This is a genomic window from Marivirga harenae (assembly GCF_030534335.1).
GTDB classification, from domain to species: Bacteria; Bacteroidota; Bacteroidia; order Cytophagales; family Cyclobacteriaceae; genus Marivirga; species Marivirga harenae.
The window spans coordinates 4,076,824-4,093,797 of the sequence record NZ_CP130565.1; the positions used below are offsets into that span (position 1 = coordinate 4,076,824).

11 protein-coding genes and 1 other RNA gene are annotated in these 16,974 nt (G+C 34.1%); 9 read left to right on the plus strand and 3 right to left on the minus strand.

Features of this window, described 5'->3' with window-relative positions:
• Nucleotides 1–28: 28 nt before the first annotated feature.
• Both Q3Y49_RS17395 and tsaD read right to left on the minus strand, forming a co-directional pair.
• A complete protein-coding gene (locus Q3Y49_RS17395) occupies nucleotides 29–424 on the minus strand; it encodes a thioesterase family protein (protein WP_303269908.1) in 396 nt (131 codons plus the stop codon).
• Complete coding sequence (tsaD, locus tag Q3Y49_RS17400) at nucleotides 421–1,443, minus strand: tRNA (adenosine(37)-N6)-threonylcarbamoyltransferase complex transferase subunit TsaD (RefSeq protein ID WP_303269909.1); 1,023 nt, start codon at nucleotides 1,441–1,443, stop codon at nucleotides 421–423. Before tsaD ends, Q3Y49_RS17395 begins: the two co-directional genes overlap by 4 nt.
• Before the next feature lie 5 nt (nucleotides 1,444–1,448).
• On the opposite strand from tsaD, the gene Q3Y49_RS17405 reads away from it, so the two are divergent.
• The 8 genes from Q3Y49_RS17405 to Q3Y49_RS17440 all read left to right on the plus strand — a co-directional run bounded on the left by Q3Y49_RS17405 (nucleotide 1,449) and on the right by Q3Y49_RS17440 (nucleotide 13,950).
• A complete protein-coding gene (locus Q3Y49_RS17405; protein ID WP_303269910.1) occupies nucleotides 1,449–6,071 on the plus strand; it encodes a translocation/assembly module TamB domain-containing protein in 4,623 nt (1,540 codons plus the stop codon).
• A 49-nt stretch (nucleotides 6,072–6,120) separates the two neighbouring features.
• Entirely contained in the window at nucleotides 6,121–7,422 is a 1,302-nt protein-coding gene (locus Q3Y49_RS17410) for a cryptochrome/photolyase family protein (RefSeq protein WP_303269911.1), read from the plus strand.
• A gap of 23 nt (nucleotides 7,423–7,445) precedes the next feature.
• On the plus strand, nucleotides 7,446–8,327 hold the full coding sequence (locus Q3Y49_RS17415) for a DUF2279 domain-containing protein (RefSeq protein WP_303269912.1): 882 nt from the start codon (nucleotides 7,446–7,448) through the stop codon (nucleotides 8,325–8,327).
• Between the two features lie 11 nt (nucleotides 8,328–8,338).
• Entirely contained in the window at nucleotides 8,339–9,328 is a 990-nt protein-coding gene (locus tag Q3Y49_RS17420; protein WP_303269913.1) for a Smr/MutS family protein, read from the plus strand.
• Nucleotides 9,329–9,436: 108 nt separating this feature from the next.
• The gene (locus Q3Y49_RS17425) at nucleotides 9,437–9,835 is read left to right on the plus strand and encodes a hypothetical protein (RefSeq protein WP_303269914.1); all 399 of its coding nucleotides are present in this window, start codon (nucleotides 9,437–9,439) and stop codon (nucleotides 9,833–9,835) included.
• Nucleotides 9,836–9,931: 96 nt separating this feature from the next.
• Nucleotides 9,932–10,340, plus strand: an RNA gene (gene rnpB / locus Q3Y49_RS17430) — RNase P RNA component class A.
• Nucleotides 10,341–10,374: 34 nt separating this feature from the next.
• On the plus strand, nucleotides 10,375–11,529 hold the full coding sequence (locus tag Q3Y49_RS17435; protein WP_303269915.1) for a sigma-54-dependent transcriptional regulator: 1,155 nt from the start codon (nucleotides 10,375–10,377) through the stop codon (nucleotides 11,527–11,529).
• 426 nt (nucleotides 11,530–11,955) lie between these two features.
• A complete protein-coding gene (locus tag Q3Y49_RS17440; RefSeq protein ID WP_303269916.1) occupies nucleotides 11,956–13,950 on the plus strand; it encodes an ATP-binding protein in 1,995 nt (664 codons plus the stop codon).
• Between the two features lie 9 nt (nucleotides 13,951–13,959).
• On the opposite strand, the gene Q3Y49_RS17445 is transcribed toward Q3Y49_RS17440, so the two are convergent.
• A complete protein-coding gene (locus Q3Y49_RS17445; RefSeq protein WP_303269917.1) occupies nucleotides 13,960–15,978 on the minus strand; it encodes a transporter substrate-binding domain-containing protein in 2,019 nt (672 codons plus the stop codon).
• 136 nt (nucleotides 15,979–16,114) lie between these two features.
• Between Q3Y49_RS17445 and Q3Y49_RS17450 the strand changes: the two genes are divergently transcribed.
• Nucleotides 16,115–16,945, plus strand: coding sequence for an ion transporter (locus Q3Y49_RS17450; protein ID WP_303269918.1), 831 nt, complete (start codon nucleotides 16,115–16,117; stop codon nucleotides 16,943–16,945).
• Nucleotides 16,946–16,974 lie beyond the last annotated feature (29 nt).

A 16,974-nucleotide genomic window follows, 5' to 3' on the forward strand; every position in this document is an offset into this window, starting at 1 on the left:
TTTCACAATTCTAACAAAAATTAATACTTTATTTTGAAAGTTGATCGAAAATCTTGGCTAATTTTTCCTTTTGGAGGATTTTTTGACCCGTTGTGCCTTTCGCAACTATTCTATCTCCTACTTTAACCTCAAACTCACAAATTATTTCCCTTTCTTCTATACCAGCATATTCCGCTACAATAATAACCTCATCTCCTAGTAAAGCAGGAGACAAATGTTCAATTGTTAAATGTGTTCCGATTCCCTCCTCTCCTTCTTCTAACATATCCAAAACAAATAAACGAGAAGCCCATTCAATTTCTCTAGCTAAAGTAAAGGTAGCGCATACATCGTGTACGGCTTGTTGTTCAAAATGTGCCACATCTTGAACTTTAACTTGGAAAGGATGTTCCTTTTTATCTCCTATTTTGAAAAATTCCCTCATTTATTTTTATCAGCTGAAAATTTCATTCGTGGTATTGGCGCTGCATCCATACCTAAAAACTCTTGATTCTGATATTTAAAATGTGCTGTCATCGCAATCATGCCTGCGTTATCCGTGCAATATTCAAACTTAGGAATGTAGGTATTCCACATGAACTCTTCTCCTGTTTCGGCTAACATTTTTCTTAAATAGGAATTGGCAGAAACCCCTCCCGCAATCGCTATTTCTTTTATTCCAGTATGCTTTGAAGCCTTTTTTAATTTCTGCAACAAAGTCATAATCAATCGATGCTGAACACTAGCACAAATATCATCCAAATTATCCTTAACAAAATTAGCATCTTTTTGACTATTGTTTTGCAAAAAATACAATACCGCTGTTTTAATTCCGCTAAAAGAATAATTAAAGCCTGGCATTTCAGTTTCAGGAAATTGATATGCATCCTGATTACCGTTTTTAGCATGCTTGTCGATCATTGGCCCACCTGGATAAGGCAATCCGATTATTTTAGCAATTTTATCAAAAGCCTCTCCTACCGCATCATCTTTAGTTTCACCTAAAATCTCCATATCCAAATAGTCATTCACTTTCACGATTTGGGTATGCCCCCCACTTACCGTCAAACATAAAAACGGAAATTTGGGCTTTGGTTCTTCAATAAAATGAGCTAAAATATGAGCTTGCATGTGATTGACACCAATTAATGGTATTTTCAAAGCAGAAGATAAAGACTTCGCAAAACTGCTACCCACTAATAATGCTCCCAAAAGTCCGGGTCCTTGAGTAAAAGCTACTGCTTTTAAATCCTTCTTGCTTATATTTGCATCGGAAAGTGCTTGTTCTACTACTGGTACTATATGCTGTTGATGTGCACGGGAAGCCAATTCGGGAACTACGCCTCCGTATTTCTCGTGAACAGATTGAGTAGCAATAATATTATTAAGTACTTTCCCGTTTTGAACTACTGCTGCTGATGTTTCATCACAAGAAGACTCGATGGCTAAAATATTGATATCCATAAAATTTGAAAGAAGAGCAAAATATAACGCAAGGTATTAAAAAAGGTATTGCAAAAGCAATTTTATGGCTTTTCCTTATCCTATTTTTTTCACTAAGTGTTATTGTTTTAGCCATGCAATCTTCTTCCGTCCAAACTAAAGTAGCACAATATGGCAGTGAATATTTCAGCAAAAAATTAGGATTCCATATCACCATCGAGAAAATCAATATTGAATGGTTTGATCAAATAATGTTATCCGGACTGTATGTTCAAAATAAAGATAGTAGCACCTTTATCGATATTAAATCTCTGCTGGTCAATTATGATATAAAACAGCTCATCAATGATGAAAGTGTCCTTTTCGATAACCTCAAATTGGAAGACGGAAGAGTGATGCTGATCCGAGATAAAGGTGATAACTATTTCAACATTGATTATTTGGTTGAAGCTATACGGAATTTATCTTCTCCAAGCACTGACACTTCCGTTAGAACTGCCAAAAATTTACTAATTAGAAAAGCCTCCCTTTCAAATATTATTTTGGGTGTTGCAAATTTGGATACAGACAGTATTAAAGAAGGATTTAATTACAATCAGTTTGTCTTACATGATTTGAATGCAGACCTAGAGAATTTCAGGAGTCGTGCAGACACCATTCAAATGCAGGTTCAACAGCTATCTGCTGTTGATTCAGTTACTGGTATGAAAATACATAAATTGAAATCATTATTTGAAATCTCTCAAACAAGGCTTTCTTTAACTGACCTCAATTTGGAAGTGAATAAAAGCACAATCGCAGATTCAATTGTCTTTAATTATAATAGCATTAGCGACCTGTCTTACATCATCGATTCAGTAAACATCAATGCGAACTTTAAAAACTCCATCATTTTTACCGAAGATCTAGCGTTATTTGCGCCCTATGTCGGTAATTATGAAGACAAAATAAATGTATCCGGCAACTTTAACGGAAAAATAAAGCGCTTTAAAGCCAATAATTTAAACTTAAAATTTGGCGCTTCTAGTTTCATTAATGGGGACATAAAAATTGATGGGCTTCCATATTTCCAAGAATCATTTATAAATCTCGACTTAACTAATTCTTCCTTATTGCCCTCTGATCTAAAGCAATACATAAATGACAGCATTGCTTTTGAAAGAATTCAAAATTTTGGTGTCACTACTTTTACAGGCAGTTTCATAGGTTTCCCCACTGACTTTGTTGCAGATGGAGTATTTACTTCCCCGCTTGGAAGAGTTGAATCTGACTTAAATCTAAAAATTGCAAAGAATTCAAGATTATCGACCTATAAAGGCAGTCTTTCAACTTATAATTTTGATTTAGGTAAATTCTTGGATGCAGATTCTATTTTTCAAAAGGTTCAAATGACGGGAAATATTCAAGGCAGCGGTTTTACACTTCAAAACGCAAAACTTAATTTGAATGCCAATATTAGCTTTCTCGGTTTAAATGGATATGAATATCAAAACATTACAACTAATGCGGAATTGGCATCAGAGTTTTTTAACGGTAAACTCAAAATAAACGACCCATTATTAAAATTTCAAATGGATGGTTCAATTGACCTACGAAATAATAAAAACTTAATAAATATTGAGGCAGATTTAGATACAATCAATTTTAAAGACTTAAATATTACCAAGGAAGATTTTATTTTAACAGCAAAAGGTAAATTGAATGGAAAAGGTATTGTGCTAGATAGTATTGAGGGCAGTACTTCATTGCAAAAAATTTATGCTGCTTACCATGGAAACTCTCTACAATTAGATTCATTGGTAATTAACACTTCAAAGAATAATAATTTTAGAAAATTAAGCATCAACTCTGATTTATTTAGAGCTTCAATTGATGGAGATTACGTTTTCTCTCAACTGCAAAAAGACTTATTTAGAACTGCTAAAGAGTATCAGCTTAATATTGAAAATGATAAGAGTAAAATAGAAGATTATTACAGCAATATTGATTCAACAGCCAATTTGGATAACTATTTAGTAGATTTCAACTTTCGCATAAAGGAGATTAACCCACTGATAAGTTTATTCATACCTAAACTCTATGTAAAAAAAGGTGCTGTCATCAAGGGTCAGTATCAAAATGGTAAAAATAGTAATATATATATTGAATCTATTTTTGACTCAGTCAACTATGACAATCATGCGTTTTCAAAAAATAAAATAGATTTTAATTTCAGTAAATATCATCTAAGTCAGGATGTTTTGGGCATTGGCTTTATCAATTCCGAAAATCAAAAACTTGATAACAATATTCAAAGTGAGAATCTGAGGCTAGAGCTGTATTGGACTGGTAGAGAAGTAAACTTTAGTACCGAAATTGACCAAGTTGAAAGTGAAAATCATGTTAATATCAGCGGGAATTTAAAGTTTTTAGAAGATAGTCTCAGTCTTAATATTGAAAGATCGGATATCAAATTTTTATCAAAAAACTGGAACTTCGTTGACAATAATAATTTAAGAATCAGCAATCAAACCTATGAATTTAAAAATTTCGGGATTTTCGCTGACGATGAACGCATCACAGCCAATGGAGAAATATCTCAGGATTCTACCAAATCCTTACTGATTGAAATCGATAGTTTCAATATTGAAAACATCAATGAATTAGTAGAAGAACATGATTTTAAAGGAACGGCCAATGGCTTTGTTGAAATACAAAATTTCGATAATGAATTTATCTTGAATACAGAACTCAGTATTTATCAGTTTTATCTTGATGAATTCCTAATTGGAAACATCAATGGTTATTCTAATTGGCAACCTAATGATAGAAAGTTGATGATGGATTACATCGTTACTAGAAAAAACCAAGACATCATAGAATTAGATGGTAGCTATACACCAGCAAGCGAAGAGAATTCATTAGATCTTAGTGCTAGTCTAAGTAAAACCAATTTAGTGATTGTAGAGCCTTTTATTAACGACATATTCTCAGAAATGAAAGGTGAGGTAGACGGAGTATTTCAAATTACTGGAAATTTAAACAGGCCTGTGGTAAACGGAACTGGTACAATTTCTAATGGTGGCATTAAGGTCAATTACTTAAACACCTATTACGATTATACCGGAAACATAAAATTTGATCAAGATAAAGTTACTTTTAATAACATCCAATTAATTGATGATCAAGGCAATAACGGATACCTCAACGGTGACCTATTACATGACGGCTTTACCGATCTTAGATTAGATTTGTATGGCAGAATGAATGAATTTAAAGTACTCAATAGTTCCGCAAAAGACAATGAATTGTATTATGGAACAGCTTTTGTCAGCGGAACCGTAGCATTCACAGGTAGTGTAGGAAACTTAACTATAGATGCTCAGGCAAAATCGGAAAAAGGCACTAGGATTTTCATACCAGTGGAAAGCACTTCTTCTGTACAGCAGGAAGAATATATCCACTTTATAAATATCAAAGACACTGCGAATAATAAGACCATTAATGTTGGTAAAGTGAAGGGAGTTGATATTAAAGGAGTAACAATGAATTTTGACTTAGAACTAACTCCTGATGCTTATGCTGAAATAATATTTGATATTAAATCAGGAGATATAATTAGAGGAAGGGGAAATGGAAAGCTTAGCATGAACATTGATACTAATGGAGCTTTCTCTATGATTGGAGATTATACACTCACAGAAGGTGGATATAATTTCACTCTTTATAATATCATCAATAAAGAATTTAGCATCCAGGCTGGAAGTCAAATTACATGGGACGGAGATCCATACGGAGCAAATCTTGACATTCAGGCAGTTTATGAACAAAATGTTTCCTTATTGCCTATCGTAGATATTGGGCAAGATTCAACACTTGCTAATGCACCTGAGCTAAAAAGAAGATATCCTGCAAAAGTCTTATTGGACTTAAAGGGAGATTTGATGCAACCGGAGGTTGATTTTGATATTAGTTTTATTAATTATCCCGATCAGATTTATACAGATTCGGAAGTAAGCTTTCCTCTTAGAACAAGCGTTACCGCTTTTGAAGCAGAATTGGAAGCTGATGAACAAGAACTAAAGCGGCAAGTTTTTAGCTTAATCATTTTGAGGAGACTTTCTCCTCGAGCTTCATTTGCTGTGAGTGGTTCCGTTGGCAATTCTGTAAGCGAATTTCTATCTAATCAATTAAGCTATTGGGTCACACAGATTGATGAAAACCTTGAAATTGATGTGGATTTAGGTTCCTTTGATGAAGACCAATTCAATACTTTTCAATTAAGATTGTCTTACAGTTTTTTAGGAGGTAGGTTAAGAGTCACCCGAGATGGTGGTTTTACCCAAGGTGAAACTGATGATGTTAACCAAGAAATTTTAGGGATTTTAGGGGATTGGTCTGTAGAATATCTATTGACTCCAGATGGAAAATTAAGGGCAAAAATTTATAATAGAACCAATTTCAACTCTTTGATCACTTCTCAAGAAGCAAATTCAGCAACAACAAGTACGGGGGTCAGCCTAGTGCATGTCACCAGTTTTGACCAATTAAAAGAAATTTTTCAAAGAAAGAAGAAACAGAATAAGGAAGATGAAAAAGAAAAAAATACCGCCCCCGAAGAAATCAATTCTGACGCGGTGAGAAGAGAAGAGGATGAAAATTCAAAGTAAACAAAACTAATCATTATTTGATTGGTTAACTTTCCAAAACAATATTGCTGTGGATAAAATTTCAATTTTTTGGTTCCGGAGAGATTTAAGGTTATATGATAATACCGCATTGTATTACTCACTTCAAGAAGAGTATCCTGTACTACCCATATTTATATTCGATTCTGAAATACTAGATGACTTAAAGGATAAGTCAGATGCAAGGGTAAGTTTTATTCATGACGAACTAACGAAAATCAATCAACAACTCGAAAAGATTGGTTCTGGTGTTTTAATAAAGCACGGTACGCCTGAAGAAGTCTTTAAATCATTAATTGATCAATATGATATTGACGCTGTGTTTACCAACCGAGATTATGAACCGTACGCTCTAGCGAGAGACCAGAAAATTGACAACATATTAAGAAATCAAGGTATTGGATTTTATGATTTCAAAGACCATGTGATCTTCGAAAAAGATGAAATTCTGACGGGGGATAATCAACCATATAAGGTCTTCACTCCGTTCAAAAATAAATGGCTCGAAAAACTGGAAACGGGACATACTTATCCTTTCAAAATAAGTTTAGAAAAAGAGAGCTTTTATCAATTCAAACCAGAAATACCTAGTCTTAACGAAATCGGTTTTAAGAAATCGGATGTTCCTATTCCTGAAAAAAACTATAATGAAGATAAAATTGAGAACTATGATCAAGATCGTGATTTCCCTGCCAAGAATGGAACAAGCAGATTAGGAATTCATTTGAGATTTGGGACTGTCAGCATTAGAGAAGCCGTAAGCCATGCGCAAAAACTTAATGATACCTGGCTCAACGAATTGATCTGGAGGGATTTCTATAGCATGATCTTAGCTAATTATCCGCATGTTGTTAATAACGCATTCAAACCAAAATATGACGCCATCCCTTGGAGAAACAGTAAAGAGGATTTTCAAAAATGGTGTGAAGGCAAAACAGGCTACCCAATTGTAGATGCTGGAATGAGGGAACTCAACAAAACTGGATATATGCACAACCGGGTTAGAATGATTACTGCCAGTTTTTTGACAAAACATTTGCTGATTGATTGGCGATGGGGAGAAGCCTATTTTGCCGAAAAGCTACTCGATTACGAACTAGCCTCTAACAATGGAGGGTGGCAGTGGGCTGCTGGAACTGGAACTGATGCTCAACCCTATTTCCGAATTTTTAATCCTTACAGCCAAACCGATAAATTCGATAATAATAAAAGCTATATTAAAAAATGGGTACCAGAATACAACACGGGCAAGTACCCAGAACCTATTGTAGATCATAAAAAGGCACGGCAAAGAGCTTTGGACACTTATAAATCTGCTTTAGACAATGCTTAACAGCTAAATATCTTTAATTTTGAATGATGAGGATATTTCTATTTGTCTTTTTAATTCAATGTAGTTTTCAAACGCACGGTCAAGCTCAAAATCAAGAAGATAGCATTAACACAAATAAAATACGAAAGATAATTTTAACTGAAAGCGCAGTTTACACTGCAGGGATGACAGGCTTAGGTTTGCTTTGGTATAAGGATACGGAAGCGCAATCGTTTCAATTTTTCAATGACAATAAGCAATGGCTTCAAATGGATAAAATTGGGCATGCTTATACTGCTTTTCATCTCACTAATATCAATTATCAGTTATTTAAAGCATCAGGAATGACACCTCAAAAAGCTATGCTTTACAGTAGTTTAAGTTCTACAGCCATGATGCTTCCCATCGAAATATTTGATGGTTTCTCTGCAGCTTATGGGGCATCTTGGGGAGATGCCCTAAGCAATACAATTGGAGCACTTCTTCCCTATCAGCAATTTCTGTTTGATCAAACATATATTTATCCTAAATTCTCATTTTCAGCAAGCCCCTACGCTCACTTGAGGCCTAATACACTAGGAAGTAACTTTATAGAACAAGTTATAAAAGATTACAATGGGCAAACTTATTGGTTGAGCACTGATTTCAATATTTTTAGTAAAAAAAATAAATTCCCCGCTTGGTTACAGTTTTCAATAGGTTACAGCGGAAATGAGATGGTTTATGGCAGTCCTATAGACAATTCAAAAAATGGCTTTGAAGCAAATAGACAATGGCTTCTAAGTTTAGATATAAATACCAGCAAAATTGAGGTGGAGCAAAGATGGTTAGAAATAATGCTCAGAATAATCAATAAGGTTAAAATTCCGTTCCCAACGATAGAATGGCAAGGAAAAAATGTAGTTTTGCATCCATTATATTTTTAAAATAGTATAAAATGAAAATTGGCGACAGAGTAAGATTAATGAAAGGCACTGAAGAAGGCATTGTGGTCAGGATGCTGGATAAATCTTTAGTAGAAGTCGAAATAGAAGATGGTTTCGCTATCCCTGTTTTAGAATCTGAATTGGTGGTAGTATCTTCTGATGAAAGCACAGCATTTGACACACCAAAATACGAAAGCCAAAAGACTTCAAAACAAAAGACTATACATGAACAACCAAACAAGTTAAAAGGCTTCCATTTGGCCATTACTCCATTAAATGACCAACTTCTTAGCATTTATTTCTTAAACCCGTCCAGTGAAGATATACTTTTAATGGCAAATGAATTAAATGGAAAAAGCGAAGAAAAAACCATACTATCTGAGAAAATATTTGCAGAAAAGTTCAGCAAAATAACTGAACGAAACATGGATCATCTCAACACCTGGCCTTCACTATCATTTACAATTTTAATTGAAAATACTAAATGGTCAATTCCAATTCGACCAGAGAAAATCACAGTAAAAATTAAATCAAAACATTTTCAAAAGGATAAAACTGAGATTCCTCTACTGCAGAAAAAAGGTTATCTTATCCCATTGAATCAATCTTCCAAAGAAACTATAGAACCGGAAAAAATTGATCCCGAAAAGTTAAGAAATAGTTTTTTTAAAGGGGAAGAAGAAGGGACAGCGATTAAGAATACTATTAGGAACAATTCTCAGATCCCCGAAATTGATTTACATATAGAAAGCATAGATTCCAACTATGAAAAATTACCGAAAGAAGATATTCTACGAATTCAATTGGCCATGTTTGAAAAGAAACTAAATGAGGCTTTAGTAGCAGGCCTTGATGAGTTGATTTTTATTCATGGAGTTGGTAATGGAGTTTTGAGAAATCATATTCATAAGCAATTATCGCAACATGAAAACGTACAGTTTTTCAAAGATACTCATAAAGAAAAATTTGGATATGGAGCAACATTGGTAAAGATTAAATAAAATTTTATCTAAATTTTATGCAATAATTTACTAAATTTGTTATTATATGCATTTCCTTCATTAAGGAATCATAAAATATAACTAAGAAAACTTTATAATGATTGTCTTATGAATTTTAATGAATTTATGGAATCATACGCCAATGAAATAGGCGGGCAATTTCAAGAGTATGACACAAATAAATCTGTAGTCATTTATCCATTGGGTGGAAATAGATATCAAGCTGTTTTAGGTACGTTAAAAAAGAGCGACATTACGAACAAACCAAGTATTGAATTCACGTCTAAAGTTTGTGAATTTAGTACCTCCATTAACTTAGAAAACCTTATTCGAGCTAATGCAACTTTTTGTTCAGCTAGATTTGTATTGGTTGATGATTACATAAGAGTTGAAGCTGCTATACTGGAAGAAAGTGCAACAGAAGCAGTTTTAAAAGATATTATTGAAGAAGTAGCAACGGTTGCTGATGCATGGGAGCATAAATTAACAGGTCAGGACGTACATTAAATCTAAGCTCTCAACTTATTTATTTCAACTTAAAGCCTTCGTACCCTCCTAAATCCATATTTTGGTCTTATTTTTGTTTTAAGAAATTTATAAAAGATTGCAAGCTGTCCTATCGCTTCCTGTTTTTGACAGGGGGAGGAAAGTCCGGGCAACAAAGAGCACCGAACCTTGAGAAACCAAGGGGCTTAATGTAAAAGTTAAGAACAGATAGTGCCACAGAAAATAGGTAGCCTTGATGAATTTGCTTGTCAAGTTCTTCAGGGTCATAGTGAAAAGGTGGGGTAAGAGCCCACCGTATCGAACAGTAATGCTCGATTGCACGGTAAACCTTTCGGGTTGTAAGGTCACATACATTTTTGCTCCCGAAGTTTTCGAACTTCGGGATAAGGGCTGCTCGTCCGAAAATCCTATCAAGGATGGCGAAAAGGGGTAGACTGCGTTAGATAAATGATAGGAACTTGTCCTAGGACAGGAACAGAACCCGGCTTATAGGCTTGCAATTTTTTATTTTAGATTGATGATTTTCAAAAAAAATAAATATGTCAAAAATATTATTGATTGATGATGAAGCCAGTATAAGACAAACCTTAAAAGAGATACTGGAATATGAAAAATATCAAGTAGAGGAAGTTGGTAATGGTGCCGATGGTTTAAAAAAAATTGAAAGCGAACATTTCGATCTTGTACTTTGTGATATCAAAATGCCCAAAATGGATGGCATGGAACTGCTTAATGCCGTATTTGATAAAGGAATTGAGATTCCGTTTATTATGATTTCAGCCCATGGAACCATCGACAACGCAGTGGAAGCCACCAAAAAAGGTGCTTTTGACTTTATCTCCAAGCCACCAGATTTGAACCGCTTATTGGTTTCAGTAAGAAATGCCTTGGACAAATCCAGTTTAATGGCCGAGACGAAGACACTTAGAAAAAAGGTATCCAAAAAGTATGAGATGATTGGCTCATCAAAACAGTTGGAAGAGGTTAAAGATACGATTTCTAAAGTTGCACAAACCGATGCACGAGTACTGATCATTGGAGAAAACGGAACGGGAAAAGAGTTAGTAGCTCGTCAAATTCATGAGCAGAGTGAAAGAGCTAAAGCACCAATGATAGAAGTCAATTGCGCAGCTATTCCTTCCGAACTGATTGAAAGCGAACTATTCGGTCACGAAAAAGGAGCATTTACCTCTGCCATTAAGCAACGAATAGGAAAATTTGAGCAAGCTAACGGGGGCACTTTATTTCTAGATGAAATTGGTGATATGCCTTTAGCCGCTCAAGCAAAAGTATTACGTGCTTTACAAGAAAACAGAATTAACAGAGTAGGTGGTGATAAGGACATCAAAGTTGATGTGAGGATCATTGCTGCTACTAATAAAAATTTAAAGGAAGCAATTGAAAACAATGACTTCCGGGAAGATTTATTTCACAGGCTTAGTGTAATAAGAATAAATGTTCCACCATTAAAGGATAGAAAGGACGATATTCCGGAATTAGTAGAGAAGTTTTTGGGTGATATTGCTGAAGAGCAAGGCGCAAAGAAGAAGTCTATTGATAAAGATGCCTTAAATCAACTACAAGAGTACAATTGGAGTGGAAATATTCGTGAGTTAAGAAATGTAGTAGAAAGATTGATAATCTTGGGAGCTGAGAAAATAAGTGCTCAAGATGTGAAGAAATATATTGATTAATGCTTTTTTAAAATCAAACAGTCTGTTCTTCCAGGACGGTTTCTTGGTCTGTATTCAAATCATTAAATGAATATGTTGGACAAGTTTTTTGGGCACACGCTCCAATAAATAATGCAGAAATAATAACCAATAAAAATCTTTTCATGTCGAAAGCGTTTAAATATCTTACATTCAAATATAACTGCATTAATCTAAAATTTAAAATCTATTATTAAATTAATTACATTATTAGATAAAATTTAAACTATTTCTTCTAAAATAAATCATAAATACAACTATAAAGAACCTGCCAGAACCGCTTAAAAGGGGTATTTAGATAAATTGTCTGATAGTAAAAATTATTTAACTCAGACTAAAAAAACACATATAGCATTAACTTCAATCTGTATAATTTTGCTTAATTTGACGCTTAATGTAACTCGAAATATGCTTAAGAAAGCAATACACCTTCTTTTATATCTACAATTTTCAACCCTAATCCTTCAGGCGCAACCCCCTACAATGTCCTCTGAATGGGAATGGTTTAATACTTTTGAAGACTCTTTATCTTCAAGAAATGCAGAGGAGCTACTTGAAAATAAACAAGAGGCATTGCAAGCAGCAATTGATATTGAAAGGCCTGATGTGGAAAGTAAGATTTCAAAAGAATTGGCCTTCATTCACATTAGCAAAACTAATGACTTGGAAAAGGCAATGTCATATCTCATAAGGTCCTTAGAAATTGATGAGAAGTCAGGAAACGAAGCAGGACTAATCTTCACATATATTGGGTTCTACCAACTTTTTGAAAAAATTGAGGACTATTACTATGGAAAAGAGTTTTTAGAAAAAGCTTCTACCATTTTGAGAAATTATGACCTCCCTCCTCTTAGGGTATATCTCAATAAGGAATTGGGCCAAACTTACTGGCTGACTGGCGAATTAGGTAAATCAATTGAACAATATCAAAATATTTTGACATACGCTACTGCTGAGAGAATTCCAAAACTAGAAGCTGAAACTCATACAGATTTGGCAGAAATCTATAAAAATGAGAACGAATTGGAAAGGGCATTGAATCACTATGAAAATGCACTGAAAATATTCAGAAGAATAGAATCACCACTATTAACAGCCGAATGTTTAAATGCCATCGGTAATATCTATTTGATACGAAGCAATTCAGAAAGGGCCTATGAGAATTACTTGGCTGCTCTTGAAGTTTTAAGACAACTAAATGGAGCAGAAGCTCAATTGGCTACATTGTATAATTCAGTTGCCCAGTACTATTTTAAGGAGGGTAATGCCGAAAGGGCTTTGGCTAATTTAAGGCTGGCTAATCCATTAGCTCAAAAGTCACAAAAGCAGGAGCTTATTCAAGATACCTATGGACTATTAAGCAAAGCTTATAAAGAGCTGGGAGATTATCAAAAAGCATTGGAGTATAGCGAGCTTTTTAAAGCTTTAGAAGACTTTCTTCAAAAAGAAAAGGTTGATAGAAGTATTCTAAAAATGCAAAGCAGACATACGATCAATCAAAAACAAAGCTTAATTGACCAGCTAGAATTAAATAGGATTCAGAAAGACTTTGAACTGGAAAAGGAAAAAAGATTTAAAGACTTCCTAATCATAATGGTTACATTAATTGCTATTATTTTGATTTTGATCTTTACTCTTTTCATCCTACAGAAAAAGAATAATAAAAAATTAAAAGTAGCTAATTTGCGAGTAAATGCGCAAAATGATGAATTGGAGGATCTAAATGCGACTAAAGATAAATTCTTTTCTATTATCAGTCATGATTTGAAAGGGCCTTTAAATTCTCTAACCTCCTTCTCTGGACTGTTAATGAATCACACTAGCAGCTTGAGCACAGAAGAAATTCAAATGCTAGCAAAGGACTTGGATAAATCGCTGAAAAACCTTTTTGCTTTACTGGAAAATCTTTTGCAGTGGTCTAGATCTCAGACAGGCAATATAGAGTTTACAGCTGAAGAATTTGATTTAACTGAAATGTTAAATGAGAATAAAAGACTTCTAGATAAGCAAGCTGAAAATAAAAATATTCAAATAGAAGTGAAAAACACTAAGTCGATTACTGTTCAAGCACACCCCAATTCTATAACCACCGTCATACGAAATTTACTTTCCAATGCCATTAAATTTACAGATGAAGGTGGACAAATTAAAATGGGTGTAGTTAATGAAAAACATGAATATGTGGTAAAAATTGCAGATAATGGTGTTGGTATGCCAAAAGATGTTGCTAATAAGATATTTAGAATAGACACCAAACATTCTACACAAGGAACTGCTAAAGAAAAAGGCACCGGACTTGGACTCATTTTATGTAAAGAATTCGTAGAAAAAAATGGCGGCAAGATTTGGGTAAAAAGTGAAGAAGGAAAAGGCACTATTTTCTCCTTTTCAATTCCTAAATAAGCAATTAATTCAATTGTAAGTTATATTCTCAGTCATTTGCCTGACTGGAAAAAGTATTTCTATGGTGGTTCCACCGCCACTCTCACTTTTCAGATTTAGCTCACCATTCAATCGAGTAATTACCTTCTTTGCCATGTACAAACCCATCCCTACATTAATATCACTTCTCTTTCCTTTAAAAAACACCTCAAACACTTTTTTATGTAATTCTTCCGGGATACCGATTCCGTCATCTTCAAAATAAATTTTATAGTGCGTGGAATTATACTTCTCATACGTTATTTTTAATTGAGTATCGTAGTAACTGTTGTGTTCAAATACGTTCTCCATTAGTTGATAAAACAACCGCTTCAAGAGTGCTCGATCCGAAGTGATGAATTTAGACTCACTCAATAATTCAAAATCAATTTTCGCCCTCTTAATATCTTTATTTCTCTTTAAAAAAATTGCTATCGATACTTCTTCAACCAATTCCTTAACATCAAAAGTGGTAATATTCAAATCACCATGCAGTATAAAACTGACTTCCCTAAAATCATTGAAAATATGTTCCAACTTGTGCACGCTCTTTTCAATCATGCTAAAATAACTTAGAATCTCTTTATCATTTGTTGTTAAGTTACCTAAATTCACTAATCCTAGGACATTTGCAATGGGGCCTCGCACATCATGTGAGGTTTTGTACATGAAATTAGCTAATTCGGCATTTAGATCTTTCAAATTAAGATTTGCTTCCTTCAAAGGAGTTATGTCTCTCAAAAACTGTTTGAACCCGACTATTTTGTTATTAATATCGTAGAGCAAAGAAGTGCTACTATCCATCCAGACAGGGACGTTTGAACTTGTCTTAAATTCATATTCAGCATCTAAAAACGAAAATTCATTATTTAATAAAATGCTTTTTATCTCTTTATCTTTTACTACTGAATTAGCAGATAGTAGCTGATGGATATTTACACCATTTAACTCATTCTCATCAAAGCCCAAAATAGAGTAAAACAATTTAGGAGCCTGAATAATGCTCTGCTCCAAATTTATGTCCACTAGCATGACCGAAGTAAAAGCCTCCATTTTACTTCTCAAGTTCTCACTCTCCCTGAGCTCCCATTCCGCTTCAGTCCTATTTTGAATTTCCCTTTTAATCAACTGTGACTTCTTTCTAACTGATTTCTGTAAAGAATAAATATAGACTAACGTCATGACAGCCAGCAGAAAAAAAACAGCTACTATTATAATAACAATCTCTATATTTTCTTCCCACCATCCTTTTTTGGGTGTCAACCATTTTTGGTACAAGGCGTCATATTCTCCTGAAGCTTTCACTAATCTTAGTCCCCAATTCAAGGAATCAAGTAAAGCAGACTCTTTTTTATTCACCACAAAGCAATACTCCGCAATAAATACTGGATCACTAGAAGACTGGATATTACTAATATTCTCAGCTTCCATTTTATAATTAGTGGTCATAAATGAAGTAATGGCACAATCTGCTTCCCCTCGGACCACTGCATCGATAGCAGCAGATTCAGAGGTATAAGTTTGCAGCTGTTCTAAGTCCAAAAAACCTAATTGATTAAAGTACTCTTCCACGATAGTAACTTCCTGTATTGCCACTTTTTTCCCAGAGAGACTAAATAAATCTTCAACAGGATTTTTGTCCGAACGAGTGAAAATGGAATAGTAAACCAAGCTTATAGGACGCGAAAATAAAATACTATCTTCGCGAGCCGCAGTTTTGAAATAGGCCGAAGCATCAAGTTCGTTAGTCACTTCTAACTTATACCTTACTATTTTCCAGTCATAAGGGTAAATCGATATTTCCCAATTCAACTCTTTTGCAATTGCTTGGACTATGTCAACATTAAAACCTTCAGCTTCACCATCTTTATTTACAAACTCGTAAGGCTCATAGGTTTTATCTATTCCATAATTAATTGATTTTTCAGGGAAAGTATTATTACTTTTAGACTGCCCAAACAGACCAAGGGGGATAAATATTGATAAAAGTAAGGTTCTGGAATGCTTCACTGAATTTAAAATTAAATTTAATACTTAGTTAATGTTAGTATAATTTATACAAAATAGCGTTAAAATACAAAAACCATTCACTTGATTATAGAATATAAATATTACAATATATATTATTAGATATTAAAACTTAATAATGGAGGAACAAGCCAATACCAACGCAAAATGGAAAGTAAAAGCCTTTAATATTATTTTTAAGGCTGACACTCCTGGTGGTAAATTATTTGATGCCATTCTATTGGTAGCTATTTTTTTTAGTGTTTTAGCAGTAATTCTGGAGAGTGTTGGATGGATTCGATTGCTTTACGGAACCTACTTTTTATGGGCTGAATGGATTTTTACTGCATTTTTCTTAATCGAATATATTATTAGAATCATAATTGTCAAAAAGCCATGGCACTATATCAAAAGCTTCTTTGGTATAGTAGATCTTCTTTCCATTTTACCTTCACTTTTGGCCTTTTTCTTTGTCGGAGCTCAATCCCTAATGATCATTAGAGGATTAAGGCTTCTACGAATATTTAGAATTTTTAAATTAACTCAATATTTAGGAGAAGCATCCCAACTTTCCTCAGCTCTATTGGCCAGCCGGAAAAAAATCACTTTGTTTATTGGAACGGTATTGATTTTAGTATCCATTTTAGGTGCCATTATGTATTTAATTGAACCACCTGAAAGTGGTTTTACTAATATTCCTAAAGGCATCTATTGGTCAATAGTAACTTTGACCACTGTTGGCTACGGAGATATTGCTCCAATCACAGCGCTTGGCCAAATTGTGGCTTCTCTAATTATGATAATGGGATATGGTATAATTGCTGTCCCTACAGGCATTGTGACCTCAGAGATGAACAAAAACCGATTTAAGATGGATAATAGGAGCTGCCAAAGCTGCGGAGCAACACAACATGGGGATTTCGCGAAATTTTGTCATAATTGTGGCAAAAAATTACCCATAGCTGAATAAATCTAAGCTCATTTTTGTCAACATAATGA

What these genes read in the sequence shown, in the direction of transcription:
- Q3Y49_RS17395 (WP_303269908.1), bottom strand. Translation starts at nt 424, where the DNA reads ATGAGGGAATTTTTCAAAATAGGAGATAAAAAGGAACATCCTTTCCAA.
- tsaD (WP_303269909.1), bottom strand. Translation starts at nt 1,443, where the DNA reads ATGGATATCAATATTTTAGCCATCGAGTCTTCTTGTGATGAAACATCA.
- Q3Y49_RS17415 (WP_303269912.1), top strand. Translation starts at nt 7,446, where the DNA reads ATGATGAGGATATTTCTATTTGTCTTTTTAATTCAATGTAGTTTTCAA.
- Q3Y49_RS17420 (WP_303269913.1), top strand. Translation starts at nt 8,339, where the DNA reads ATGAAAATTGGCGACAGAGTAAGATTAATGAAAGGCACTGAAGAAGGC.
- Q3Y49_RS17425 (WP_303269914.1), top strand. Translation starts at nt 9,437, where the DNA reads ATGAATTTTAATGAATTTATGGAATCATACGCCAATGAAATAGGCGGG.
- Q3Y49_RS17435 (WP_303269915.1), top strand. Translation starts at nt 10,375, where the DNA reads ATGTCAAAAATATTATTGATTGATGATGAAGCCAGTATAAGACAAACC.
- Q3Y49_RS17440 (WP_303269916.1), top strand. Translation starts at nt 11,956, where the DNA reads ATGCTTAAGAAAGCAATACACCTTCTTTTATATCTACAATTTTCAACC.
- Q3Y49_RS17450 (WP_303269918.1), top strand. Translation starts at nt 16,115, where the DNA reads ATGGAGGAACAAGCCAATACCAACGCAAAATGGAAAGTAAAAGCCTTT.